This window comes from Adhaeribacter aerolatus, assembly GCF_007991635.1.
GTDB lineage: Bacteria > Bacteroidota > Bacteroidia > Cytophagales > Hymenobacteraceae > Adhaeribacter > Adhaeribacter aerolatus.
Genome location: NZ_BJYS01000031.1, coordinates 29,066 through 53,806 on the forward strand (window position 1 = coordinate 29,066; position 24,741 = coordinate 53,806).

16 protein-coding genes are annotated in these 24,741 nt (G+C 48.2%); 4 read left to right on the plus strand and 12 right to left on the minus strand.

Annotated elements, in window-relative coordinates:
• Positions 1 to 61 precede the first annotated feature (61 nt).
• The 3 genes from rhaM to AAE02nite_RS18915 all read right to left on the minus strand — a co-directional run bounded on the left by rhaM (position 62) and on the right by AAE02nite_RS18915 (position 4,759).
• Positions 62 to 373, minus strand: a complete 312-nt coding sequence (rhaM, locus tag AAE02nite_RS18905) for an L-rhamnose mutarotase (RefSeq protein ID WP_146901422.1) — start codon at positions 371 to 373, stop codon at positions 62 to 64.
• A gap of 186 nt (positions 374 to 559) precedes the next feature.
• Positions 560 to 2,170 carry an arylsulfatase gene (locus tag AAE02nite_RS18910; RefSeq protein WP_146901425.1) on the minus strand — a complete coding sequence of 537 codons (1,611 nt, stop codon included), beginning with the start codon at positions 2,168 to 2,170 and terminating at the stop codon, positions 560 to 562.
• Between the two features lie 123 nt (positions 2,171 to 2,293).
• Positions 2,294 to 4,759, minus strand: coding sequence for a glycoside hydrolase family 31 protein (locus tag AAE02nite_RS18915; RefSeq protein ID WP_146901428.1), 2,466 nt, complete (start codon positions 4,757 to 4,759; stop codon positions 2,294 to 2,296).
• A 370-nt stretch (positions 4,760 to 5,129) separates the two neighbouring features.
• On the opposite strand from AAE02nite_RS18915, the gene AAE02nite_RS18920 reads away from it, so the two are divergent.
• Positions 5,130 to 6,389 carry a TlpA family protein disulfide reductase gene (locus AAE02nite_RS18920; protein ID WP_146901431.1) on the plus strand — a complete coding sequence of 420 codons (1,260 nt, stop codon included), beginning with the start codon at positions 5,130 to 5,132 and terminating at the stop codon, positions 6,387 to 6,389.
• A gap of 62 nt (positions 6,390 to 6,451) precedes the next feature.
• Here the strand turns inward: AAE02nite_RS18920 and AAE02nite_RS18925 are convergent, their stop codons facing one another.
• The 4 genes from AAE02nite_RS18925 to AAE02nite_RS18940 form a co-directional block, all read right to left on the minus strand.
• Positions 6,452 to 7,954 (minus strand): RagB/SusD family nutrient uptake outer membrane protein, encoded by a 1,503-nt coding sequence (locus tag AAE02nite_RS18925; protein WP_146901434.1) that lies wholly within the window; start codon positions 7,952 to 7,954, stop codon positions 6,452 to 6,454.
• A gap of 12 nt (positions 7,955 to 7,966) precedes the next feature.
• Positions 7,967 to 11,179, minus strand: a complete 3,213-nt coding sequence (locus AAE02nite_RS18930) for a SusC/RagA family TonB-linked outer membrane protein (RefSeq protein ID WP_146901439.1) — start codon at positions 11,177 to 11,179, stop codon at positions 7,967 to 7,969.
• A gap of 770 nt (positions 11,180 to 11,949) precedes the next feature.
• Entirely contained in the window at positions 11,950 to 12,966 is a 1,017-nt protein-coding gene (locus tag AAE02nite_RS18935) for a GntR family transcriptional regulator (RefSeq protein ID WP_146901442.1), read from the minus strand.
• Positions 12,967 to 13,466: 500 nt separating this feature from the next.
• Positions 13,467 to 14,327 (minus strand): AraC family transcriptional regulator, encoded by an 861-nt coding sequence (locus tag AAE02nite_RS18940; protein WP_146901445.1) that lies wholly within the window; start codon positions 14,325 to 14,327, stop codon positions 13,467 to 13,469.
• Positions 14,328 to 14,700: 373 nt separating this feature from the next.
• Here AAE02nite_RS18940 and AAE02nite_RS18945 point away from each other — a divergent pair, with 373 nt between their 5' ends.
• From AAE02nite_RS18945 to AAE02nite_RS18955, 3 genes are read left to right on the plus strand one after another with little or no spacing between them, the layout of a single operon-like run.
• The gene (locus tag AAE02nite_RS18945; RefSeq protein WP_146901448.1) at positions 14,701 to 15,441 is read left to right on the plus strand and encodes a (Fe-S)-binding protein; all 741 of its coding nucleotides are present in this window, start codon (positions 14,701 to 14,703) and stop codon (positions 15,439 to 15,441) included.
• Positions 15,434 to 16,828 (plus strand): lactate utilization protein B, encoded by a 1,395-nt coding sequence (locus AAE02nite_RS18950; RefSeq protein WP_146901451.1) that lies wholly within the window; start codon positions 15,434 to 15,436, stop codon positions 16,826 to 16,828. Before AAE02nite_RS18945 ends, AAE02nite_RS18950 begins: the two co-directional genes overlap by 8 nt.
• A complete protein-coding gene (locus AAE02nite_RS18955; protein WP_146901454.1) occupies positions 16,821 to 17,414 on the plus strand; it encodes a LutC/YkgG family protein in 594 nt (197 codons plus the stop codon). Before AAE02nite_RS18950 ends, AAE02nite_RS18955 begins: the two co-directional genes overlap by 8 nt.
• 247 nt (positions 17,415 to 17,661) lie before the next feature.
• Here the strand turns inward: AAE02nite_RS18955 and AAE02nite_RS18960 are convergent, their stop codons facing one another.
• From AAE02nite_RS18960 to AAE02nite_RS18980, 5 genes are read right to left on the minus strand one after another with little or no spacing between them, the layout of a single operon-like run.
• Entirely contained in the window at positions 17,662 to 19,428 is a 1,767-nt protein-coding gene (locus AAE02nite_RS18960) for a glycoside hydrolase family 28 protein (protein WP_371863491.1), read from the minus strand.
• Between the two features lie 35 nt (positions 19,429 to 19,463).
• Positions 19,464 to 21,161, minus strand: a complete 1,698-nt coding sequence (locus AAE02nite_RS18965) for a glycoside hydrolase family 43 protein (RefSeq protein ID WP_146901457.1) — start codon at positions 21,159 to 21,161, stop codon at positions 19,464 to 19,466.
• Positions 21,162 to 21,198: 37 nt separating this feature from the next.
• The gene (locus AAE02nite_RS18970; RefSeq protein WP_146901460.1) at positions 21,199 to 22,191 is read right to left on the minus strand and encodes a pectinesterase family protein; all 993 of its coding nucleotides are present in this window, start codon (positions 22,189 to 22,191) and stop codon (positions 21,199 to 21,201) included.
• A gap of 33 nt (positions 22,192 to 22,224) precedes the next feature.
• Positions 22,225 to 23,235: a pectinesterase family protein gene (locus AAE02nite_RS18975; protein ID WP_146901462.1), complete on the minus strand. Its 1,011-nt coding sequence runs from the start codon at positions 23,233 to 23,235 to the stop codon at positions 22,225 to 22,227.
• 26 nt (positions 23,236 to 23,261) lie between these two features.
• Complete coding sequence (locus AAE02nite_RS18980; protein ID WP_146901465.1) at positions 23,262 to 24,725, minus strand: pectate lyase family protein; 1,464 nt, start codon at positions 24,723 to 24,725, stop codon at positions 23,262 to 23,264.
• Positions 24,726 to 24,741: the final 16 nt, after the last annotated feature.

Genomic DNA, 24,741 nt, shown 5'->3' on the forward strand with positions numbered 1-24,741 from the left:
AAAGTAAAATAATAAGCAGTAATTTTTGTGGTAGCGAATAGGGCAGCGCCTGCTTCGGAAGTTAAGGTAAATAAAATACTTCTTTTAAAGGCACAGATACCGGCGAATTATCCGGGTTGGCATCCATGATGTCAGCCATATATGCCCACCATTTCTGCACAATGGCGGTACTGCCCAAATCCTGCGACGATTGGCCGGCTTGTTTCTGTACGGCAAAGAGGGTATTGGTCTCTTCATCCAGGAAAATTGAATAATCGCTTACGCCGGCTTCTTTTAACAATTGGGCCAGTTCGGGCCAGATTTCACTGTGCCGTTTCTGGTATTCGGCTGCAAAACCGGGTTTTAGTTTCATTTTAAAAGCAAATCGCTGCATGACGTATATCTATAAAGTAATTACAATACTTAACTAAAAGTAGAAGGTTTGTGAACCCACACTTGTCATTCAGCAGGAAACTTTTTGGCTACCTGCTAAAAAGGTCTCTCCCGGAAGACAAGCGTGGACGTATTTTATTAAGGAATTAAAGATGTGCAGTATTTTTCGCCATAGACATTAAGTGTTCTATTTCTTCTTTTCCTTATCCATCTGTACCAGCTGGGCAAACGGAACCACCCCGGCCCGGCTGGCCCAGGCATCGTAGAGGCTGGCTAGCGCTTTCACTTTCTCCGGTTGGCTTTGGCTTAAATCGTGCAGTTCGGTCCGGTCGGTTTTCAGGTTGTAGAGTTCCCATTTGTTTTCGGGGTAACTCGATAAAAGTTTCCAGTCGCCTTGCCGAACGGCGCGGTTACCTTCGTGCTCGAAATAGATTGCTTTATGCCCAGCCCATTGCTGCCCTTTAAATAAAGGCATTAAGCTGATACCTTCGAGGGGTTTGATGACATTGCCCTGGTAAGTTTCGGGATATTTTACGCCGGCTAGTTCCAGGCAGGTAGCCATGAGGTCGGTAATGTGAGCCGGCTGGTGGTTTAAACTACCGCCTTTAATTACTCCCGGGTAATAAGCGATAAAAGGCGTGGCAATGCCGCCTTCGTGTTCCAGGTGTTTGTATTTGCGGAAAGGCGTATTGCTAAGATTAGCGCCTTCGTATTCGTAAGCGGTAAAAGAGGTGGGATCACTGGCGGGTTTATTATTCGCGGCTCTGATTTCCGGGGTAAAGCTGGTACCCCCAATATCTTCGTGGCTGCCGCCATTATCCGATAAAAACATAATAATGGTGTTTTTATCCGCCCCTATTTGGGTTAAAGTTTGCCGGAGCTTGCCAATATTCTGGTCCATTCTGTCAACCATGGCGGCGTATACGGCCATTTTTTCGTCCCAGGCTTTTTTTCCCGCTGCCGATAAAGTTTCCCAGGCCGGCACTTCTTCGTCGCGCGGCGATAGCTTCGTGGATTTATCTATAATACCCATACTGAGCAGGCGCTGGTAACGCTCCTCGCGCAGTTTATCCCAGCCTTTTAAATATTTGCCTTTGTATTTGGCAATATCGGCGGGTAAGGCGTGCAAGGGCCAGTGTGGCGCGGTGTAGGCCAGGTACAAAAAGAAAGGCTGGCTTTTAGTTTTGTTTTCCTGAATAAACTGGATGGCGTAATGGGTATAGGCATCGGAAGAATAAAAATTTGGACCGGGGGTATATTCGGTATCGTCCAGCAAGTAAGTGAGTTTTTGGTTGGGCCGGTACGGCCGGTTGCCAAAGTGGCTGTTGGCCCCATCGAGCAAACCAAAATAACGGTCGAAGCCCCGTTTGCGGGGCCATTGTTCCGGGCGGGCGTTCAGGTGCCATTTACCGGCCATAAAGGTGCTATAAACACCGGCTTTTAAGGCTTCGGCAATGGTTACGCAATTTTTATTCAGCATGCCCCGGTACGACGGGTGTTCTCTTTCGTTTACCATGTGCCCGACGCCGGCCTGGTGGGGGTACAGGCCGGTTAACAAAGCGGCGCGGGATGGGCAACAACGGGAGGCATTGTAAAACTGAGTCATGCGCAAACCGTCTTTCGCTAAGGCATCCAGGTTAGGCGTTTTTATTTCCGAACCAAAGCAGCCAATATCCGAGTAGCCCATGTCATCGGCCATAATAATGATAATATTTGGTTTGGGATTAGCCGGGGCCCAGCTCAACAAGAGTCCGGTAGCTAAAAGCAAAGAAAGGTTAAGTAAACGTTTTATTTGCATGACCAAAGTGTGTTTATGGATTATTGGTTTCAAGTAGCAGGTATCAGGATATTCGTATAATTTTCTCTTTACTATCTTCTTTTCTCCCCACTCGCGCCAGAGATACATTAAATAAATATGTAACTACAACGCTACCGTAAGCTTAATATCGGCATTGTTGGTGCGGTTGGTTTTTACCCATAATATTCGGTAAGTTTTATTATAGTACCAGCCTCCCCTTTTCCCCAACGAAGCCAGATTGTTAAAAGGCGGCACTTTGCGGCCGTTTTCGTTAATTGCTACGGGTACCCGATCAGTATCAAGGTGAATTTTGGCCATATAATTATGCCGGCTTGGTTTATATCGTCCTTTTGGTTTGGAAATATTTAACGTAAACAGAGAATCAGATAAATCAGAAGTGATGCGGGTGATAGCCTGCTGATCTCTCTGGTAATTCAGACTGCGACCGTCGTCTTCGTATAATTCAAAGGCCGAAGAACCGTGCGGAAATACATCCAGGGTAATGGTACTAACCGGTTTCTCGCCGATATATTTCATTTCGGGCTGCATTGGGATAATGGCGCCGCCTTTGGCAAATATTGGAATGGTATCGAGCGGGGTGAGCACGTGGACGTATTTTTTACCGGTATATTTCTGGCCGGTCCAGTAGTCGAACCAAGTGCCTTCGGGTAAATATACCGTGCGGGTTTTGGCACCTTTGGTGGTTACCGGGTTTACCAGCAGGTTGTCGCCCAAGTAATATTGGTCGGCAATGTCGTACACGTTCGGATCGTTCTGGTGGTTCAGAACCAGTGCCCGCATCAGTGGCATACCGGTGGTGTGGTTCTGGTAAGCGGTACTGTACAAATAAGGAATTAAGCGGTAGCGGAGTAAATCGTATTTTTTAAAGTTACGCAGCGCATCTTCGCCGTAGTTCCAGGGTTCTTTGTACTGCGGGTGCTCCATACCAAACAAATGGGCAATGGGGCTGAGCAAACCAAACTGGCACCACCTAATGTACAGCTCCGGGTCGGCAACGTGTTCGAAACCGCCCATGCAGTGCGCCCAATAGCCCACGCCCGACAGACCAATATTTAAACCGGCTTTAATTACCGGGGCAAAATATTGCCACTCGCTGGGCCAGTCGCCGGCAAAAATAAACGGGTACCGCTGAATGCCGGCGTAACCTTCGCGGGTGTGGTTCATGCCCCGCATTTTGTTGTACTGCTGAAACTTTTCGTAGGGCGCTTTGGCGTATACCAGTGGAAATATATTGTGCTTCCATTTAATGTCTTCGCCGGTAGGGCCTACTTTATCGCTTTCGTTGGCCGGGGCCCCGAAAGCACTGCCTTCGTCGGTTTTCAAAAACATGGCCCCCAGGTCGGCAATCCGTTTTACGCCGTTTTGCCACCACCAATCCACGGCCTTCCGGTCGAAGAAATTCACAAATTCGCCGGCACTGCTATCGGCTTCCGGATACACAAAGCCCTGCTCCCGGGCCTGGTCCAGCAAATTCAGTTTTTCGCCGTTATCGAACCGGGGACGCAGGTGCAGGCCTACCATTTTGTAGTTCATGCCATAAAGGCTCTTAAACATGGCAGCCGGGTTTTTAAAAGTATCGCGCCACTCAAAAGAGGTAGCCCCCTTGCCGCCAACTTTCCCAAAAATACGCCACGTCGAGTCCAGGTGCAGCACATCGGCCGGAATGCCCAAATCCCGGAATTTACGGCCCAGTTCTACCACGTATTCATCGGAAGTTAGTTCTTCGTAGCCCCAGGTGCCGCCGCTGTAGGTACCCACGTGTAGGCCCAACGCAAACATAGGTAAGAGCGGCGCTTTGCCGGTGAGGCTGGTATAACTATCGAGCAGTTGCGGAAATTGGGGTCCGTAAATAAAATAATAATCCAGCTCCCCGCCTTCCGCCGCAAAGCTATACGTTTCAGGATTTGCGTGGCCCATATCCCAGTCCGAAGGGTAAGCCGTATGGAAAAATATACCGTAACCTTGGGTGCTCATGAAAAACGGCACCGGCGAATAATTTGCTTCCAGAATATTATAAGCACCAACGTGGTGCGGCAGCCCTTTGCCCCGACCCACGTTTAAATTCAGTTGTTTACCCCGTTGGTCCAGAAAGTCCATACGCTCGCCAAAGCCAAAAAAGTGCTCTCCGGGCGCTAAGGTTTTTACACCCGTAACCGTCTGTCCGTTTAACGTTACTCCTTCCTGCGCATCCGCATTTATTAGTTCTCCGGTGGCCGAATAAACCTCTATTTTAAAAGGTGCTTTGGTAATTTTAATATTTAATTTGGGCGTATTAACCTGAAAATGATCTTTCTGCTCGGTTACCTGCATGGGTACCGTAGCCCACCTGTATTTTATTACCATGTACGGCTCGTTTTCGGCGAATCCGCGGGTCCAGGAGGTGCGAACCCGAAACATTTCGGGCGTACAGAACTCAATTTTTATATCGGCGTTGGTTAAGGAAAAGAATAAATCGTTACCCTTGCGTTCATAACCCGATTGGTAGTTACCCGCATTGGTTTGGGCCAGGGCCGAAAAGGCTGGTAAAAAAATTAAAAGAACCAGAATAGTAAATAAAGTCCGGAGCATAGTTTAAGGTAAAAGGGTGAATAGGCGAACGTTTAGCCGCCGAAAAGCTAACCTTTTTGTATACGATAGAACCAACCTGTTATAGTAATCTTAAAGATATAATTCATCAGCTTTTCACCTATCCTGCTGTATCCTGTAAAAACTACCTCCTGCCCGCCTATCAGACAGAAAAGGAAAATATTTAATTTGAAGCAGGGCACAAATATTCTCTACCTCTGTTGTTCGCCCTCTCTGTAGCCAACCGCGTGGATAATTACTGGCCGAAAGGCCATTTTTATTCATTCTCCGGTGCGCTGAAATAAGCTTTTTAGCTGTTTATTTTTCCTTTAAATTATTAAATTGTTTTCAACTCCTGATTATATTGGCTTAGATGAAGGTAAATAGGAATATCTGGTTGTGGATGCTAGCCCTGCTTAGTTTGGCCGCCTGTCAGCAGGAAGTAAAGCATTTAAAAGGGCGTGGCTATAAAGTTACCGGGGCGGTGGCTAACTGCGAAGGCTGCGAAGTAAAATTACAACTGTACGATTATAACCAATATAAATATGTTCAGCAAACGCCCATCCGGGTCGATTCGGTAAAGAATAATCATTTTACGATAAAAGGCCGTACCACCCGGGCCGGCTTTTACGAAGTACACATCAAAGATAAAGCAACCGGCCAGCCCATGGTAGCCATTATTTATTTACCCGCCACCGCGGTGCACCTGACGGCGGATACGAAAGGACTGGTGCCCGGCGAATGGCAGCCGGTCCAGAGCGAGCTACACGCCGCCGGACGACCGGGCTCTTTTGACAACATTAGCATTACTTCTAATTCGCCGGTACAGGCCGAAATAACCAAATATTTTTTATTGCAGGACAGCCTGGTAGTAGAATATTTGAAAAAGGAAAAAAAGACTTATGCGGCTTACCGATCTACTTATGACTCCGGCAACCCCAAACTCATTAACGCCTGGGCCGATTCGGTGCGGGATTTGCCGAATAAACTACCACTGTACAAGGCCTATGCAGCTGATTTGTTTATCCGGCAGCACCCGCAATCGGAAGTGGCAATCCTGGCCATGCTGGAAAACTACCACGAAAAAACAACCAATTACCGCTTTTACCGCTATTTTAATGCGCTGCCTTTAAGCCGCCAGCTAACTTTTTACGGACAAGCTTTAGCCCGGAAACTCAATTTATCCAATAAACCGGCTCGGTCGAAGCAACACTGGGTGGGCAGCAGCATTACTTATTTAAAAGGTAAAACCCCGGCTAAAGCAGAACTGGACGTTAAGAAAATATTTAGTCAGAATAAATATACCTTACTTACTTTCTGGGCCTCCTGGAACGTTCCTTCCCGGGCGCAGATGCCCGAATACCAGAGACTTTACCAGCAACACCAAAAACAGGGCTTCGAGATAATTGCGGTTTCCTTCGACCAGGATTATAAAGCCTGGACCCAGGCCATTGCGGATGAAGCGCTCACTTTCCAGCACGTGTCGGAGTTGAAAGGCGAGGATGCTTTTGAGTATCGAAGATTCCGGATCCGGGATATTCCTTTTAATATTTTATTCGATAACCGGGGCACCATGGTAGCCGTAGATTTAACGCCGCAGGAAGTTGCCCGGAAATTAAAACAAAACTTATAAATAAACAGGAAAGGAAACAGGGTGTTTATGCCTGCTCTCCTTTCCCCTCCTTGCTTAAACGTTTAATACCCCGGATTCTGTTCGTACAAACCTTCTTTCACATCCATTTCGGAAGTAGGTATTGGGTAAATAATATGGTTAGCCGTAATGGGTTTGCGTATCTGGTTCCGGATATCTTCCTGAGGTGCCCAGGCGTTCATCACCTCCAGCACCAAACCCGACCGTACCAAATCGTGCCAACGTAAACCTTCGGCCGCAAACTCCCGCCGCCGCTCCTCCATTAGCTGCCGGAGGTCAACATTAGTGAGTGGGGTAGTTAAGCCAGCCCGGCTTCTTACCTGGTTTACCAGATTATCTACTTCGGCCCGTGTACCGGCAGCACCCTGTAAAATGGCTTCGGCTTTCATCAGCAAAACATCGGCGTAACGTAACTCTATGTAATTAATCGGCCAATCGAAACGGTCCTGGCCGCGCCCGGTTTCATTTAAATATTTCCGGAAAAAAGCGCGCGGCTCAAACACCCTGTTAACATAGGTATAATTTGGATGAATGGTAAATGATTTGCGTACATCGCCGGCCGGATAAGAGTTAAGTAAATTATTAGAAACCGGAATAATTTCGAGGTTACCGGCAAACGGGATGCCCGCCGCCGAAAAATAAGTGGTGGGCGCCATGGTACCCGGAAAAGTGGCACCAATGCCCAGGCCACCACTCCGGTACTGCACATCAAATATTACCTCGGCGTTGTTCTCGTTGTCGTATGCAAAAATGCGGCTGTAAGGGCTTACCAGCGAATGCCGGTTACTGGCGATTATATCGTTGAGCAATGGTAAGGCCTTGCTATATTCGCCGGAGGCCATGCCGGGGCCTTCGATGCCGTAATTAGGGCCGGAACGCGTTAAATATACGCGAGCCAGGATACCGCGGGCGGCATTTTTTGTGGCCCGCCCCCGGTTAACCACCGCGTAGGTTTCGTCGAGGTTCTGAATCGCAAATTCTAAATCCGAAATAACCAGGTTGTACACCTCGGCTACCGGGCTGCGGGGTACCAGCAAGACTTCTTCGGGGGTTAACGTGTGCTCAATCAACGGCACCTTGCCAAAGGTTCGGATCAGGTCGAAATAAAAGAAGGCTCTTAAGAAGCGGGCTTCGGCCTCTAAGCGATTCTCCAGGTTCTCGTCCGTAATAACATCCGGCCGCGCCACCAATTGGTCGAGCACGGTATTAGCCCGGAAAATGCCTTGGTAGTTAGAATCCCAGGCATCTTTTACAATAGGGTTGGTGGCCAGTGTGGCAGCAAAATTATTAATGGGTTCCCAATCCCGCACGCCGGCTTCCCCCACACCGTAAACATTATCAGACCGCACTTCCGATAAGTAAAAGGCCCGGTCAGGGTAGCCGCGTAAAGTACTGTAAACGCCGTTTACGGCTTGTTCAAAATCGGTAGCATTGCGGTAAAAAGAAGCCGTACTGGCATCTGAAATGGGTACCTGGTTCAGTTCATCTTCGCAGGCTCCTAAACCTAGCAGCAAAAAGCCGGATATTATATAATATATCTTTTTCATGAGTCGTCAGCGTTAGAAGGTGAAATTAAGGCCCAGTACCAGTGATTTGGCCAGCGGGAAAGCGCCGTAATCTTCGCCGTTGGTATTCAGCGCTTCGGGGTTAAATCCACCCAGGTACCAGTCTTTGCCAAAGAAATTTTCGGCGGTAGCGTATACCCGCGCCCCCTGCACAAAGCTGCCTTTGAGTAAATCGCCCAGGTTATAACCCAGTGTAATATTCCGGACGCGGATGTAATCGGAGCGGTAAAGCCAGTCGGTATTTTTAATACGGCCAAAGGTAGAATACGCTTTGCCCCGCTTTCCTTCGCCGGGATCTTCCGGCGAACGCCAGCGATCGCGGTAGAAGCCCAATGCGTTATCAACAAAACCCTGCCCGGTACGGTCCACGGCCCGGCCAAACAGCGAATAAATGTGGCCGCCCCATTGGCCCTGCACCAGCACGTTTAAATCAAAACCTTTGTACCGGAAATTATTCGTAATGCCCCAGATATAATCCGGATTGGGATGCCCTACAATTACCCGGTCATCGGCGGTTATCCGGCCATCGCCGTTATTATCCAGGTATTTGGGATCGCCTACTGTTTGGGTACCGTATAAGGGCACTTTCTGGTCAATATCGGCCTGGGTTAAAATGCCTATTTGCCGGACTACCCAGATGCTGTACAACGGCTGGCCCACTTGTAAAATACTGTTCGGAATATCAAACTCCGAAGGTACCGGCATGGGCGCATTGTTGGGCCCCAGCTGTTTTATTTCGTTTACATTGTGGGTTAAATTAATATTGGTATCCCAGCTAAAATCGCCGGTAAGGTTGCGGGTGCTCAGTTCCAGTTCCCAGCCTTTGTTCTGCACTTTGCCAATATTGGTAAGCGCCGTGGCAAAACCCGAAGCGGTGGGTACCGCCACATTTATCAGCAGGCTGCGGTTGGTTTTTACGTAATAATCGAACGAGGTAAAAATGCGGTTCTCCCACAAACCCAAATCAAAGCCCAAGTCCACGGTTTCAGACTCTTCCCAACTCAAAAACGGATAAGCCGAATTGGCCGGCACCTGCCCGGTAGCCAGATTGTTGCCGAAAGTATAATTGGCAAACGCCAAACGCGGAATATGGCCGTAATCGCTGCCCAAACCATTGTTACCCGCTATGCCCCAACTGGCCCGCAGTTTCAGGTCGTTAATGGGGGCCACTCCTTGCATGAAACCTTCCTGCGATACCCGCCAGCCCACCGAAGCCGATGGAAACACGCCCCATTTGGTTTCGTTGCCGAACCGGGAAGAACCATCGCGCCGAATACTGGCCGAAGCTAAATACCGGTCGCGGAAATTATATTGCACCCGGCCAAAGTAAGATAAGAGTATGCTTTGGGTCTCGCGGGTAAAATTATTGCCGGTGCCCGAAATATTAGCGGCGGCGTTTAAAGTGGTAACAATATCATTCTGGAAACCACCCGCACTGCGCAGCTGCACATTATTAAACCGGCTGAAATTATAGGAAAACCCAGCCAGAACCGAAAAATTATGGGCGTCGGCTAGTGTGCGGTTATAATTCAGGGTATTTTCGTTCACAAACGTTTGCTTCCGGTACCCGTTATAACCGCCGGCCGCCTGCCGGTTGGTAGGGGTAGTGCCACTTACAAAAGCCGGGGTATACGTTTTAATATTTGTATCAATATTATCGAGGTTTAAAGAGGTTCTAACCGCCAGGCCTTCCAGCACGGTGTACTCGGCAAACAAAGTACCCAGGGTCCGGAATATTTCGGTATTACCAATCGAGTTTTCTACTACCCGGATGGGACTGTTGCGGGTACCACCCCAGCGGTAAGACGTATTCGGTCCCACGTTTACATCCAGGTCCACGTTTTCTTCCGAAACGGGTGTTAAAGAAACGGCAATATGCATCTGCTGGTCTTTGCCTTCTACGCCCGGGTCTTTGGCTACCGAAAACGATGGCGCAATATTTAAACCGAATTTTAATTTATCGTTGGCTTTTACTTCTACGTTGGCCCGGCCGGTATACCGCCGGTAACCTACACCAATGGCAATCCCTTCCTGGTCCAGGTAATCGCCGGATACATAATAATTTACGTTTTCGGTACCGCCGTTGGCAGTGAGCTGGTAGCTTTGCACGTAACCCCGCCGGAACATTTCGTCCTGCCAGTCGATGTACGCCAGGCCGGGGTGCCCGGGTTGCAGCCACCGGTCATCAATCATCCAGTTGGGGTTTACGCCTCCGGGTGGTAGGTCGCCTCTTTGCACAAGAATTTGCCGGCGTTGTTCGGTGGTCTGGGTGGCCGACCGGTTCGGACCCGACGCTACCCAGGCGGCGTTTATCATTTCCACAGCCCGGTCTACCCATTCTTCGGGGCTGAGCATATCCAGCTTTTTGGCCGTTTGGTTAACGCCGGCATAAGTATTAAAATTAATTTTTGGTTTGCCGGTTTTACCCCGTTTGGTGGTAATAATAACCACCCCGTTAGAAGCCCGCGAACCGTAAATAGCCCCGGCTGAAGCATCTTTCAACACCTGGATAGACTCAATATCGTTCGGGTTAATATTATCGAGTGGGTTACCCGTAGTAAAACCACCACCAGCATTTTGGGCCGAAACTTCCAGCGGAAAGCCGTCTATCACGTACAGCGGCTCGTTGTTGGCCCCGATAGAGCCCGTCCCCCGCACCTGAATACTGAAGCCCCGGCCAGGCACGCCGCTGGTTTGCCGCACCCGCACCCCGCTCATTTGCCCCACCAAAGCCTGGTCCACGCGGGCAATGGGCCGTTCGGTTAGTTTCTCGGCGCTCATGGTAGCCACGGCATTGGTTATTTCGGCCTTTTTCTGAGTACCGTAGCCAATTACCACCACCTCTTCCAACGATTTGGCATCATCGGAGAGGGTTATGTTAATAGTACCAGGACCCGAAAACGTTTTTTCCTGCGAAGAAAAGCCGATAAACGAAAATATTAAGGTGCCGGCCGCTTCGGGTACCGAAATAGAATAAGTACCGTCGGCCGTGGTAGTAGCACCAGTGGTTGTTCCTTTGAGCAGCACCGTTACGCCTGGCAAAGCATCGCCGTTGGCGGAAGTTACTTTACCGGTTATTTGCCATTCTATGGGTTTAATAATAACCGGTCCGGATTCTGCGGCCACCGCGCGTGGCGCTATTACTTCCGCCAACGGCAGAAATAAAAGGCAGCCTTTCAGCCACCATAAGGAAGTAAAACTTTTCATAAGCAAAGGCAGATTTATTTAAAAAGCAATGAAGTAGATATGGCAGTGCGCAGCGCACATTTACGTGCGGAATATTTCGGATGGTGAAGGACTCCTGGTAATTTCGGTTGGAAGCGCCGATTTCTTTAAATTCATTCATAGCGAAGAAATTTAAACACCTTTTGTAAGTCGCAGGGCAGCAATTGGCTTGCAAATATTTACTACGAGTATTATCAGCTATTGGCTTTCAGAATATTATTATTTTAAATGCCGATTAGCTTAAAGATAGGCGCAGAAATATTTTCCATTTTCAGACAGTTATTACTCAATTGGTTAATCAACCATGAAAGGGCGCTATCTGCAAGCAGAAGGTGCAGCCCATCGGAACAAGCAAGCGTCCATTTATAAACCACGGAGACCGGGATATTTAGGGTGAGGTAGGTATTTCGTCCTTTCAGGACTTTGTATTATCTTAATTTGTTAACCAGGGCTGCACCCTGGGCTATTTTATTGCGCCCTTTCAGGGCTTTGTATTATCTTGATCTTTCCTGCTTTCCTGGGTTTTATCTTCCTGTACTAATGGCTGGGATGAAGAGAATGGTAGAAACTAAGTAAAGAAACGTTAGCTGTGATATTCTAAAGGAAATAGCCGATACAGAACAGTAATAAATTAAATGATGGACGGATGTAAAGTATTAAAACTACCCAGATAAAATTAAAAAGCCCCGCCGTTGTAAAACGGCGGGGCAGGTGACTTTAAAATAAATATTCTCCCGCTAATTCAATAAAAATTAAAGAGAGTTGCGGCGGATAAGGGTAAATGGGTTGCGGATCTTTCCTTTTCTTTTATTCATAATCATGTAAGCGGCGGTTTCACCCATTTTTTCGTGATCGGTCGAAATAACGGTAATGCCGTTGGCCAATATTTCTTTCAGCGGGGTATCGTTGTACGATATAATGCCCAGGTCTTGGCCTAGTTCCAGGTTATTAACCCGGGCAAATTTTATCAGATCTACCAAATCCGATTCTTCCAGCACAATAAAAGCCGACCTTTCGGTGATGGCTTCCTCGTCTATGCCATCTACTACGCTGCATTCAAAAGAAGTCTCCTGGCAAAAGCGCTGAAAACCTTTTACAATCTCAATGGGGTAATGAATATCCTTGGGATAAACCAGAATCAATTTTTCGTATTTATATAGCAAATCAATGCCCGAATGCAGTGCATTATTGATATCCTGTTCAAAATCCTGGTAAATGGCAGCGCAATCGCCGGCGTACCGTTCCAGATTTTTATCGAGCAGGATTAGTTTATTAGAAGGTATTTTGCCGATGGTTTGCATAATAGTATCGGCGTGCTCGTAGAAATGAGGCATAATAACGTAATAGTTATATTTGCCTAAATTCTCCTGAATCAGGGTTTCACAAACCTTACCATCGTTGTGGTGCACATGCAAATCTACAATGGCATCCTCGCCCAAAGTGCGCAGCAGCGCGTAATACATGTTTTTCTTGTAAGTGCTTAATTTATTAAATATTAAAAGCACCCGAATTTTGTTTACCGAAAACTTTTGGCAAATGTAATTTCCTTTGCCCCTTACAGAATTGATAATTCCGCGTTCGCGCAGTTCTTTATAAGCCTTCTCCACCGTATCGCGCGATAAATAATACATCTCGCTGGTTTCGTTGATAGAAGGAATGCGTTGCCCATGCTTTAGTATACCTTCATCAATATCGGCAATAATAGCGTTCACTACCTGCAGATATTTAGGAATAGTAGAAGACTCATCAATACGGTCCAGAAGCTCCATAAAACAACATTAGCTATTAATTTAGCATTGCTTATTACTTTCTAATATAATAAACTTTTTCAAAAAATATTAATACAGGGCCTATAAAAATGATATTTTACGGTAAATAAAGACTTTATTAGGGACCATTATTTTACAATATTTATAATATTTCAAAATATTAAACTTGCCTGTTTTAATAAAACCCGTACAGCTTTAAATATTTTCTAAGAGATGTTATCTATTATTAAATCAAGAACTATTCAGATTAAAATAAGGTAAGAACAGGTCATACAGAGCCGAAAGTTTAACTACTGCCGTCTTCGAAAGCTTTTTGCAGCATCTAAAATATTACCCAGGTTAAACCGGTAAAACTAAAATATGGACTACGCCAGAAGTTATCGGAGACCCGTCTGAGTAAAACAAATAATCTCACTCCGCTAAGGCGGGAACGAAATTACTTTTTCCGCAATCGTTACTATTAATAAAGGCGACCTTCTCTATATTCTTTTTCCGGTGGTTTAGCGGTACATGCGGGCATAGCCTTGGGGTGTCAGGCCGGTAATATTTTTAAAATAGCGGTTGAAATTAGAGAAATTACCAAAGCCGCTTTCGAGGCAAATCTGGCCAATACTTAACCGGTCTTCCATTAATAACTTACAGGCGTGGCCAATCCGGATTTCGAGCAGAAACTGGGAATAGGTTTTGCGGGTGTGGGTTTTAAAATAACGGCAAAAAGCATTCGGGCTCAGGTGCACGGTAGCGGCCACTTCTTCGAGTTTAATTTTCTGGGCAAAGTTGGCCAGCGTAAAGGCATGAATTTTGGCAATGCGGCGGGTATCCTGGTCGTTTAGCGGAATATTAAAACCGTCGCTGGAAAGGAAATTTATATCGGTGGAGGTGGCAATTTGTTGTAATATTTGTAATAGGGCCATAATCCGGTTTACCCCTTTGGTGCCTGCTAATTCCTGCATCAGATTAGCTACTCCTTGCCGCGTTTCGCCTCTAATGTGAATGCCCCGCCGCGCTTTGCCGAGTAACTCTTTTATAATACTAAGTTCCGGTAAATCCAGGAAGGTTTCGCCCCAAAAATTGGCATTAAACTGCACCACCATGGCCTGGCACTCCGTGGATGCATTAGCCGCCGTCTGGTTTTCGCCACGCCAGAAATGGGGTAAATTAGAACCCAGTAAGATTAAATCGCCGGCCTGAAAGTTTTGGATACTATCGCCTACAAACCGGATACCGCTGCCCTCCTGTACGTAAGTTAGTTCCAGTTCTTCGTGGTAGTGCCATTGGTTATAAAACAACGGGTTTACCTGCTGCCGTACCGCAAACGACTGCTCCGGCGCCACTTCCACTTTGAGTAAAAACGGTTTCATTACCTAAATTCTACCTTAACTATTCAACAAGTTATTTAATTTAAGTTAAAATAATATCAAACCTGGCAAATATTTAACATTTTACCTAAGTAGTAATTCTGTTTATTTGTAAAACTGGGGTTTTAGATGCATACGCAGGTTAAATAAAAATTAATAATTTAAATACGGCTTAAGAAATCCATTCTGGTTATTCAGCAGGAAACTTGTTAGCAGTTCACCAACAAGTTTCCTGCTGAATGACAGAGGTCGGCTTTGGATACCGAATTAATTAATTTTATGTTGCTGCTAAAAATCCAGCTTTTATGTATTATCGCCGGGTGACAGATTGTTTTAAACGGCTTATTTTTCCACCACTGTATCAATTAAAAATTCTATGAAAATCGGATTGTTTATTCCGTGTTATGTAGACCAGTTTTACCCGCAGGTGGCTATTGCTACCCTGCAATTATTGGAAAAACTGGGGCTGGATGTAGATTACCCGCTGAATCAAACCTGTTGCGGTCAGCCCATGGCCAATTCAGGTTTTGAAAAGTATGCCAAAGGCTGCGATGCGTTGTTTACGAAAAACTTTGCCCAGTACGACTACATTGTATCGCCTTCCGGCAGTTGCGTGCTGCACGTAAAAGAGCACCTGCACGATGACAAAAATCCGGCAGCTGCCGAACACATCCGGGGCCGGGTTTACGAGTTATGCGAATTCCTGACCGATATATTAAAAGTGAAGGATTTAGAGGCCCGTTTTCCGCATAAAGTAGGTTTTCATATTAGTTGCCACGGACAGCGCGGGTTGCACTTAAGCCAGATGTCGGAACTCGTAGCCGAAGATTTTTCGAAGCCCGGCTACCTGCTGAACATGGTAAAAGATTTGGAATTGATTCCGCTAAACCGGAAAGACGAGTGCTGCGGTTTTGGCGGTACTTTCTGCGTATCGGAAGAAGCGGTTTCGGTGAAGATGGGGAAAGACCGGGTGCAGGACCATTTGCAGCACCAGGCCGAATATATTACGGGCGGCGATATGTCGTGTTTAATGCACCTGGAAGGCATTTTAAGACGCCAGAAAAGCCCGGTTAAAGTAGTTCATATTGCCGAAATATTAAACGGAAGTTATGCATAACGAATACATCATACCTACGGACCACGCCACTGCGGCCGAGGTATTTTTGCAGGACGAAGAACGCGCCAACTGGCACGACAAAGCTTTGTGGTTTATCCGGGAAAAACGCGATGTCGCCACCAAGCAAATACCCGATTGGGAATTGCTCCGCGAAACGGCCTCGCAGATAAAGCAAAATGTGCTGGGTAACCTGGATAATTACCTAGAGATGTTTGAGCAGAACGCCCTGCAAAACGGCATCAAGGTACACTGGGCCGCCGATGCCGCCGAACACAACCAGATTGTCCTGAATATTATTCAGCAGCACGGCATTCAGAAACTGGTAAAAAGCAAATCGATGCTGACCGAAGAATGCCACCTGAATGATTATTTACTGGAGAACGGCATTGATGTGATTGATACGGATTTGGGCGAACGCGTGGTACAACTGGCCAAAGAACCGCCCAGCCACATTGTGCTGCCGTGTATTCATAAGCGCAAAGAAGAAGTAGGCGAATTATTTCACATCCATTTGGGTACCGAAAAAGGCGCCAGCGACCCGGCTTACCTTACCGAAGCTGCCCGCCAGCATTTGCGCGAAAAATTCCTGACTTCCGATTTAGCTATTACCGGCGTAAACTTTGCCATTGCCGAAACCGGCGGTTTTGTGGTATGCACCAACGAAGGCAACGCCGATATGGGCGCGCATTTGGCCAAAGTACACATTGCCTGCATGGGCATCGAGAAAATAATACCCAAAGCTGAAAATCTGGGCGTGTTTTTACGTTTGCTCGCCCGCAGCGCTACCGGTCAGCCCATAACTACTTACTCCAGCCATTTTCACCGGCCGGCCAAAGGCCAGGAAATGCACCTGGTGCTGGTAGATAACGGCCGCAGCGTGCAGTTGGGCCTCAAAGATTTTTACAACTCGCTTAAGTGTATTCGTTGCGGAGCCTGTATCAATACTTGTCCGGTATACCGCCGCAGCGGCGGGCACAGCTACCATTACGCTATTTCGGGGCCAATTGGCGCTATTCTGGCGCCCAACATGGATATGCGTAAAAATGCCGATTTGCCTTTTGCCTCTACCCTTTGCGGTTCCTGCACCAATGTTTGTCCCGTTAAAATCGATATCCATAATCAGTTATACAAATGGCGGCAGGTATTGGGCGAAGAAGGTTATGTGCCCGCCACCAAAAAGCAAAGCATGAAAGCCATGGGTTCCTTACTTAGTAATCCTACCCTCTACCGCATAGCCGGCAAATCGGGTCGTACCATGATGCGCCTGCTACCGGGATTGGCCAACAACAAAGCCCTAAACCCCTGGGCCAAACAGCGCGACATGCCCGCGCCGCCGAAAGAAAGTTTCCGGGATTGGTATCTTAAAAACAAAAAGCAACATGACTAGCCGCGAAAAAATATTAAGCCAGGTACGCCAGAATAAACCCGTAGCTGTGCCTTTGCCCGAAAATATTTCTTTTGCCACCGTAACAGCACCCGAACGGCTGCCGGCTTTTGTGAAGAGCTTTACCGGCGCCGGTGGCGTGGTAGGAATAGTTTCTGATTTGGCAAGTATTGGCCGGGAGTTGCAGGTCCTTTTTGATAAGCCAGAACGGGTGATGAACACCTTACCCGCAATAGGTTACGGGTTGGCACCGGATGAGGCCATAGCCCAAGGACACGTATTGGCTAACCTCGAAGTTGCGGTGGTTTTGGGCTCGCTGGGCGTGGCGGAGAACGGCGCTATCTGGGTATCGGCCGAAAACATTCCGACGCGGGTACTGCCCTTTATTTGTGAGCACCTGGTATTGGTTTTGCCCCAAAGCCAAATAGTTGGCACCATGCACGAGGCCTACGCGGTACTACCAAAATCATTCCCGGATTACGGCGTATTCATTGCCGGCCCTTCCCGCACCGCCGATATCGAACAATCGCTGGTAATTGGCGCGCATGGCCCTAAAAGAGCCCACGTGTTTATTCTGGAAAAAGAATAATCTTCCGGAAATTCCCCTTAAAGGGGTTAGTTGAAATAGCGGAACCTATTTTTAATGATGATAATAGATTCTTCCATAAGCTTAGAATGACAAACCGTGTTCACTTATGCGCTATAGCCAAATAATAATACCAGAATACTTTAGTTAACCTTTTTTACAATCGGTTTACCTCGGCAAAAATCATTTAAGGGCAACAAAAAAAGCCGCCCCGTTTCAAGAGCGGCTTTTTTATTTGTCCACCTATCATTTACCGCAAAACCAAAGCTTTGCTGTTCAGGTCTTTGCCTTTAACAACCTGGGTAGCGGGGTTCTGAAAATCTTCTTTTTCCAGTTTTACGTTCTGGGTTTTGGGGCCCAGCACCTGCACCACCGGCGCTTTTATGTCCGGATACGTCAGCCCTTTAATATCTATATTTTTGCTGTTGTAAAGCGTAACCGCCGGACCCTTTTCCGGAATTACCTTTACATTTTTCAGGGTAATGCCATCCACATCCACCGCCGAAATTCCTTGCTTGGCCTTTAAGGTAGCGTTTTCCAGGCTTACGTTTTGTAAGTTCATTTCGGGTAAACCCTGTAGAACCAAAGCTTTGTCGGCACCGGCTACGGTAATATTTTTCATGTAAATATTCTTGAACGAGGGCGTTTCTTCGGTAACGGGTACCAGCTTTTCGCTGCGGGCTTCGGTGCTGGCTTTCTGGTCGGCTTCGAGTACCGGGGAGTTGCCGCCGTAAAACAAATTAAAACTAATGGCTTCGGTCGGAATATTTACCATATCGATGTTCGAAATCCAGATATTTTCGACTACGCCTCCCCGGCCGCGGGTACTCTTAAAGCGCAGCCCGATATCGGTACCCATAAACAAACAGTTAGATACGTGCACGTTTTTAACGCCGCCCGACATTTCGCTGCCCACCACAAAGCCGCCGTGGCCGTGGTACACCACGTTGTTTTTCACAATCACGTTTTCGGTGGGTATGCCGCGGTCGCGGCCGTCTTTGTCTTTGCCCGATTTAAAGCAGATGGCATCGTCGCCGACATCAAAAATATTATCGTGGATAACGGCGTTTTTGCACGATTCCAAATCCAGACCGTCGCCGTTCTGCGAGAACCAGGGATTCCGCACGTTTAGGTTACGCAAGGTTACGTCTTCGCACATCAGCGGGTGTAAATTCCAGGCCGGCGAATTCTGGAAAGTAGGACCATCGAGTAATACTTTTTTGCAACTAATCAGGCTTACCATTACCGGCCGCATAAAATTTTTCACGGCTTCAAACTGCTCTTTGCGGGTAAAGTTGGGCACGTTAAAATTATCTTTCGTATCGCCTTTTTTAGAGTTAGCCGTGGGGTACCATACGTTGCTGTCGTCGCTCAACACACCACCCGATTTAACCAGGGTATTCCACTGGGCCGCCGTTAGCTTGCTTTTTTTAACCGGCCGCCAGGCTTCACCCGACCCGTCGAAAGTTCCCTTGCCCGTAATCGCGACGTTTTCCAAATTCCGGCCCGAAATCGGTGATTGGCAGCGGTAGGTGTTCAAACCCTCGAAACTAGTTTGGACCAGCGGGTAATCGTCGAAATCTTTGCTGAAAATAACCATGGCCCCCGCCTCGGCGTGCAAATTAATATTGCTGCGGAGCACAATGGGCCCGGTAAGCCACATACCCCGCGGAATAACCACTTTGCCCCCACCCTTCGCGGAAGCAGCTGCAATGGCTTTTTCAAAGGCCTGGGTATTTTTCGTAAGTCCATCGCCAACAGCCCCAAAGTCGGTAATAATTACAGTGTTATCTGGTATCCGGGGTTCCTGTACCCGGGGCATGTTAAATTCCAGGCCGGTATATAAATCGGTGGTAGATGCCTTATTTACCGGAACGGCCGGTGTGGCGGGGGAAGAGGACATTGCCGGCGTGGCGGCAGTTGAACTGTTGGGTTGGGGCTGGCAGGCCGAAAGGAATAAGCCGGTGAGGCCCATAAAAAGGCCCAGCCGGCCCCAAATATTAATGTTAGTATTCATAAGCGTATTGGTTAACTATTTAGAATATGGCAAAATTATTTAGTACCCGGTACACCGGCCTGGGTGGCAGCGCCAATGGGTTCTACCCGAAACCAGTCAAAATCGGCATAACCCGAATCGTTCGTCTGGGTTTCGCGGGTGCAAAACAGGCCTACTTTGGCGCCTTTCCAGCGGGCTACTTCGGCTTGAAATGCCTCCCCTATCTGGGTAAACTGTTGTCCATCGAGGCTGTAGCTGAAGCGGCATTTGGCGCCTTCCGTTACCTGCACCCGGAAGTAGACGGTGGGGTTATTTACTTTGGTTATTTCTTTCTCCTGTTCGGGCTGGCCTTTTACGGCATCTTTACCCAGGGTGTAAACCAGGTACAGTCCGTCTTTTTTACTTTTCAGGGCCAGATTAGCGTAACTAAAGCCCATCATGACTAAACCGGCTTTTTCGTTTTCGAGTTTGGTATTGGGTTTAAAGGTAAGTCTGGTAGTAACCATAAAGACCTCAGCGGGCAGTTTCTGCAACAGCACATTCGGAGCATCCCACAAACTTTTCGCCCCTTCGGGTAATTTATCGGAATAGAGGCGCAAGGTACCGGCCGCCGGATTTACAAAAGCCCAGGTGGCTTTAGGATTGGCTTGCCACTGCCATTGCAAACCCAAACCGGGGCCGTTAAATTCATCGGATTCTGGCGGCGTCCGGATGGGGTAGGTTTTCTTTACATCAGGCTTTTTATAGGTAAGTACCGGCTGGCCTTTGCCATCGCCGTCTTTGTCTTCGCCAATTACGGGCCAGTCGTTTACCCAACGCATGGGCTGCAGGTGCACCACCCGGCCGTATTGCTCTTTGTCCTGGAAATGCAGAAACCAGTCTTCCCCGGTTGGGGTGGTTACCCAGGCGCCCTGGTGCGGTCCGTTTACCGGCGTAGCCCCCTGGTCCATGACTACTTGCCGCTCGTAAGGCCCGTACACGTTTTTACTGCGCAGCACCAATTGCCAGCCGGTTGGTACGCCACCCGCCGGGGCAAAAATATAGTAGTAACCGTTGCGCTTGTAAAATTTAGGGCCTTCAATAGTAGGGTCGAGTTCATGGCCGTCGTACACAATTTTGCCTTCGTCTAAGGTTTTGGTGCCTGCGGCATTCAGCTTTTTAACGGCTAGTATACTTTTAATGCCCGCCCGGCTGCCGGCGTAAGCATACACCAGGTACACCTGTCCGTCTTCGTCCCACAAAGGGCAAGGGTCAATTAAGCCTTTGCCGGCGGCCACTAAAACGGGTTCACTCCAGGGGCCGGCCGGGTGTTTGGCCTTGGTTAAGTAAATACCAAAATCCGGGTCGGGGTAATAAATTAAATATTCTTTGTTATGGTACCGGATGGCGGGTGCCCAAACGCCTTCGCCGTGACGCGGTACGGCAAAATGGTCGAAGGGCGGCTGTCGCGGCAAAGCATGGCCAATGAGCTGCCAGTTTACCAAATCCTTGGAGTGCAGCACCGGTAAGCCAGGCACATCTTCGAACGAAGAAGATATCAGGTAATAATCTTCCCCCACCCGAATGGCATCGGGGTCGGAGTAGTCGGCGTTCAGAACAGGGTTTTTGTAAGTACCGTTGCCCTGGTCGGCTACCCACACCTTCGATACGTAAGGCACATTTTGCGCTACATTTGGTTGTTTTCCGCTTTTTTTCTGGGCTAAAGCACTAAATCCGAAACAGGCTATAAAAGCAGGTATTAGCAGAATTTTCATAAGCTTAACTTATCGGGTCCAGTATTTTTATACGATTTTACTTTTGGGTAATAACCGGACGCCAGGAAATTTCGCCCCGGAAAATATTATCTAAGGTGTACTTTTTTATTTCTTTGGCCGATAAAGTTTTTGCCCATTTAACCCGGCCCATGACATTGGCACCGATGCTTTTGTACTCGGCGTAAAAGGCCGTTTTTTCGTTTTCGGGGTTGCGCCAGTTATCCCAGCCCGCCGGCACAATGTGGTTGCCCATCCGGGTCCGGATAAAAACGGTTTTGGCGTAAGGCCGCCAGGGCCGCCCCAGAAAAACTTTTTGGGCTTCGGGCGCCGCGGTTAGTTCGCAATCGAAAAAAACGTAGCCAAAGGCTTGCTCCGGCGTAGTGGAGGCCGCCGTGATGTAAGAATTAGTTAAACTGTGGATGGTACAGTTCTGAAATACCGCCGTGGCTTCGCCGAAAATAAAATCGGTGGTGCCCTCGATGTAACAATCCTGGTAATATTGCCGGCTATCAGCGGTAGCAGTATACAAGGTATCCTGGTTACCCAGCAGGCGGCAATTCCGGATAATTACCCGGTCGCCTTCTACGTGTAAAGCCACCGCCTGCCCCACCCGCCCGGCCGTATTCCGAATGGTTAAATTTTCGGCCACAAAATCATCGCCTTGTACCAGCACCGTGTAAGAAGTAAAAGTCATGTACTTGTCGCGGCCGGATGGGTCTTTACCGCCCGGAAAAGGTTTGCCGGTGTGGTCGTTGTTCGTGATTACCGTGTTTTCCCGGCTTTCGCCGCGCAGGGTTATTTTCTTTTTCCAGGAAGGAATAATTACTTTCTCGTTATAAATGCCGCTTTTAATATAGATAATTACTTGCTGCTGCGAAAGGTCGCGCACGGCATTTACTGCCTCCTGGATGGTTTTAAACTGGCCGCTGCCATCCTGGGCCACCGTAAAAGAACTGGGGTAAGTGGTGGGCTGGGCATACAAAGAGCAAGCCGAGAGTAAAGTCCAGAATAAAAGAATTAATTTTTTCATGTTGTTGTGGTAGTTACGCCCAATCGGTTAAAGTTAACGGGCTGGTGCTTTGTATTCGGTGCCTGGCCGCCAGTCGCCGAGTACTGTTTCGGGGGTAAACGCGCTGGCGGCGGTATCGGTGAGTTGTTTGGCCCACTTTACCCGGTTTTGGGGGTTAGCACCCGGCCCGGTGCTTTTGTACTCGGCGTAAAAAGTGGTTTTCTCGGCTTCGGGTTTATCCCAGTTGTGCCAGCCTTCGGGTTTAATTTGTTTACCTAATTGGCAGTTCAAAAAAACTGTTTTGGCATACAGGCGCCAGGGCCGGCCCAGGTAAAAAGAATGTTCGGGCGCGCTGCCGGTAATCGTACAGTTCCGGAAAACGTAACCGTATTTCGTTTCAGGCAGCGTGGAGGCCGCGGTGATGTAGCCGTTCTGCTTGCAAAATATTTCGCAATTATCGAAATAAGCCGTAGACCAGCCGAAGATGAAATCGACGGTGCCTTCGATGTAACAATTCTGGTAATACTGGCGGCTTTTTTCGCCGTAGGTATAGAGCGTATCCTGATTACCCAAGAAGCGGCAATTTTTAAAATATATCCGGTCACCTTCTATGCGTACGGCTACGGCCTGCCCCACTGGTCCGGCGCTGTTGGCAAACGTAATATTTTCGGCAATGAAATCGCTGCCAAATATAAAAAAGCTGGAAGACCCGGTAGTACCCATTTCTTCGCCGAACCGGTTCTTTTTCTGGGCATAATCATCGTAGGTGAGTATGGTTTTCTTTACATCTTCGCCGATAAAGGTAACCAGGTTTTTAGAAGCGGGCAGAACCAGTTTTTCTTTGTAGGTGCCGTTTTTAATAAAAATAGTAGTCCGGGTTTTACGAAAATCCGGCACGGCGTTAATCGCTTCCTGAACGGTTTTAAAATGACCGCTGCCATCCTGGGCCACTACAAAATCGTATTGCTGCTGCGCCCATAGGGGCAAAACGCTCAGCCAGCCTAAGCAAAGCCAGATAAAATATAGCCGAATGGTTTTAATATTTATTTTTTCTGAAGCTTTCATGGGAGTTACGCGGGGGCTGGGTTAAACTAGGATTTAAGTTTGGTTTTGGTTGATGTAGGTGCAGTTTTGGTTTTTACCGGATCCTGGCCATTCAGAAATTCCTCCAGGTTGGTATAGCCATTGTTGTTCCCATCTTTATTGCCATCGGTGGCATCCTGCGGATTAAGGCCGTATTTCTGCTCCCAGGCATCGGGTAGGCCATCCTGGTCTGAATCGGCAGGGGCAGCCGCGGTTTTATGAGCTGGCCAGCCACCCACGGCAGCCGGAGCATCAATAATGCCGGGTTTGCCCGATGACCCCGTTCCCGAAGTAGTTTTGTTTTTAGTTTCCCGGATAATGCGATTATCGACGTCATCCCGCATGGGTAATTTAGCCCCGGCATCGGCTAACACGGCACTATAAGCCGCTTCGGCGGTTTGAACCGGCAACATTACCTTTACCGGAAAAGCCTCCTGGGATTTGGCGGCTGCCTGGTCTGTTTGGGGTAAACGGCTTAAATCTACCCCGGCCCAATTATTCCGGCTTAGTGCGGGTGCACCTTCGATTTTATTGCCGGCTACATACCACTGGCCAATGCCTTTGGCTTTTTCGGGGGTATAACTGGCCTGAAAAAACAAAAGCTGTTTGGCGGTACCGGGTCCGGGTTTGTAGTAATTGTTTACCACATTTACCTGCGATTTTCCGTTCGGGATTTCTACCTCACCCCCGTAGGCCGCATTGGCATTGCCCCAGTTGTAAACAACATTGTTCCGGTAATCTACCACGGCCAGCGTATCGTGGGCCCGGGCGCCGTTAAACCGGATGGCCCGGCTGTTGAGGTGCGCCAGCAGGTTGTGGTGGTAAGAGGCATTCTGGCCGCCCCACACGCCGCCGTAACCCCGTACGCCCTTCGCATGGCCGGCATTATATAACCCTTCGCTGATAATCGACCACTGGACCGTAACATTTTTGGTATCGTACATGGCGGCTACTTCCTCGTTCGCCCAGCTAAAAGAACAATGGTCTACGATTACAGTGTGGCAGTTTTCCATATCGAACCCGTACAAACCGGAAGCCAGGGTGCCACCGGGCCGGGAACGCAAATACCGGATAATAATATTACCATGGTTTCCGCCTTGCCTAGCCGACCGCGCGCCGTTTATCATAAACGAATGCCCCCGGAGTGTAATACCATCGCTGGGTGCCGTCTGGCCCGCCACCGTTACGTTGGAGCGCTTAATCCGAACCGGTGATTTTAAATCGATGATGCCGGCCACCCGGAAAATAATCGTAATCGGCTCTTCGGGAAACTGGTTAAAGGCCTGCCGGAAACTACCGGGGCCGTCGTCGTTCAGGTTGGTAACGGCTACTACTTTACCGCCCCGGCCCCCGGAAGCATATTTTCCAAAACCTTCGGCACCCGGAAAAGCCAGTTGCTGCGCCTGCACCCCGCCTGCCCCCAACAATAATATTAATAAACTGCTTTGAATTAAGGTTGTAAGTTTTTGCATGTACTTTTTTATGACT

Excerpts from the sequence above, each read along its gene's own strand:
- AAE02nite_RS18940 (WP_146901445.1), bottom strand. The coding sequence starts at position 14,327 with ATGAAACCGTTTTTACTCAAAGTGGAAGTGGCGCCGGAGCAGTCGTTT.
- AAE02nite_RS18925 (WP_146901434.1), bottom strand. The coding sequence starts at position 7,954 with ATGAAAAAGATATATTATATAATATCCGGCTTTTTGCTGCTAGGTTTA.
- rhaM (WP_146901422.1), bottom strand. The coding sequence starts at position 373 with ATGCAGCGATTTGCTTTTAAAATGAAACTAAAACCCGGTTTTGCAGCC.
- AAE02nite_RS18920 (WP_146901431.1), top strand. The coding sequence starts at position 5,130 with ATGAAGGTAAATAGGAATATCTGGTTGTGGATGCTAGCCCTGCTTAGT.
- AAE02nite_RS18980 (WP_146901465.1), bottom strand. The coding sequence starts at position 24,725 with ATGCAAAAACTTACAACCTTAATTCAAAGCAGTTTATTAATATTATTG.
- AAE02nite_RS18945 (WP_146901448.1), top strand. The coding sequence starts at position 14,701 with ATGAAAATCGGATTGTTTATTCCGTGTTATGTAGACCAGTTTTACCCG.
- AAE02nite_RS18975 (WP_146901462.1), bottom strand. The coding sequence starts at position 23,235 with ATGAAAGCTTCAGAAAAAATAAATATTAAAACCATTCGGCTATATTTT.
- AAE02nite_RS18915 (WP_146901428.1), bottom strand. The coding sequence starts at position 4,759 with ATGCTCCGGACTTTATTTACTATTCTGGTTCTTTTAATTTTTTTACCA.
- AAE02nite_RS18955 (WP_146901454.1), top strand. The coding sequence starts at position 16,821 with ATGACTAGCCGCGAAAAAATATTAAGCCAGGTACGCCAGAATAAACCC.
- AAE02nite_RS18910 (WP_146901425.1), bottom strand. The coding sequence starts at position 2,170 with ATGCAAATAAAACGTTTACTTAACCTTTCTTTGCTTTTAGCTACCGGA.
- AAE02nite_RS18970 (WP_146901460.1), bottom strand. The coding sequence starts at position 22,191 with ATGAAAAAATTAATTCTTTTATTCTGGACTTTACTCTCGGCTTGCTCT.
- AAE02nite_RS18935 (WP_146901442.1), bottom strand. The coding sequence starts at position 12,966 with ATGGAGCTTCTGGACCGTATTGATGAGTCTTCTACTATTCCTAAATAT.
- AAE02nite_RS18960 (WP_371863491.1), bottom strand. The coding sequence starts at position 19,428 with ATGAATACTAACATTAATATTTGGGGCCGGCTGGGCCTTTTTATGGGC.
- AAE02nite_RS18950 (WP_146901451.1), top strand. The coding sequence starts at position 15,434 with ATGCATAACGAATACATCATACCTACGGACCACGCCACTGCGGCCGAG.
- AAE02nite_RS18930 (WP_146901439.1), bottom strand. The coding sequence starts at position 11,179 with ATGAAAAGTTTTACTTCCTTATGGTGGCTGAAAGGCTGCCTTTTATTT.
- AAE02nite_RS18965 (WP_146901457.1), bottom strand. The coding sequence starts at position 21,161 with ATGAAAATTCTGCTAATACCTGCTTTTATAGCCTGTTTCGGATTTAGT.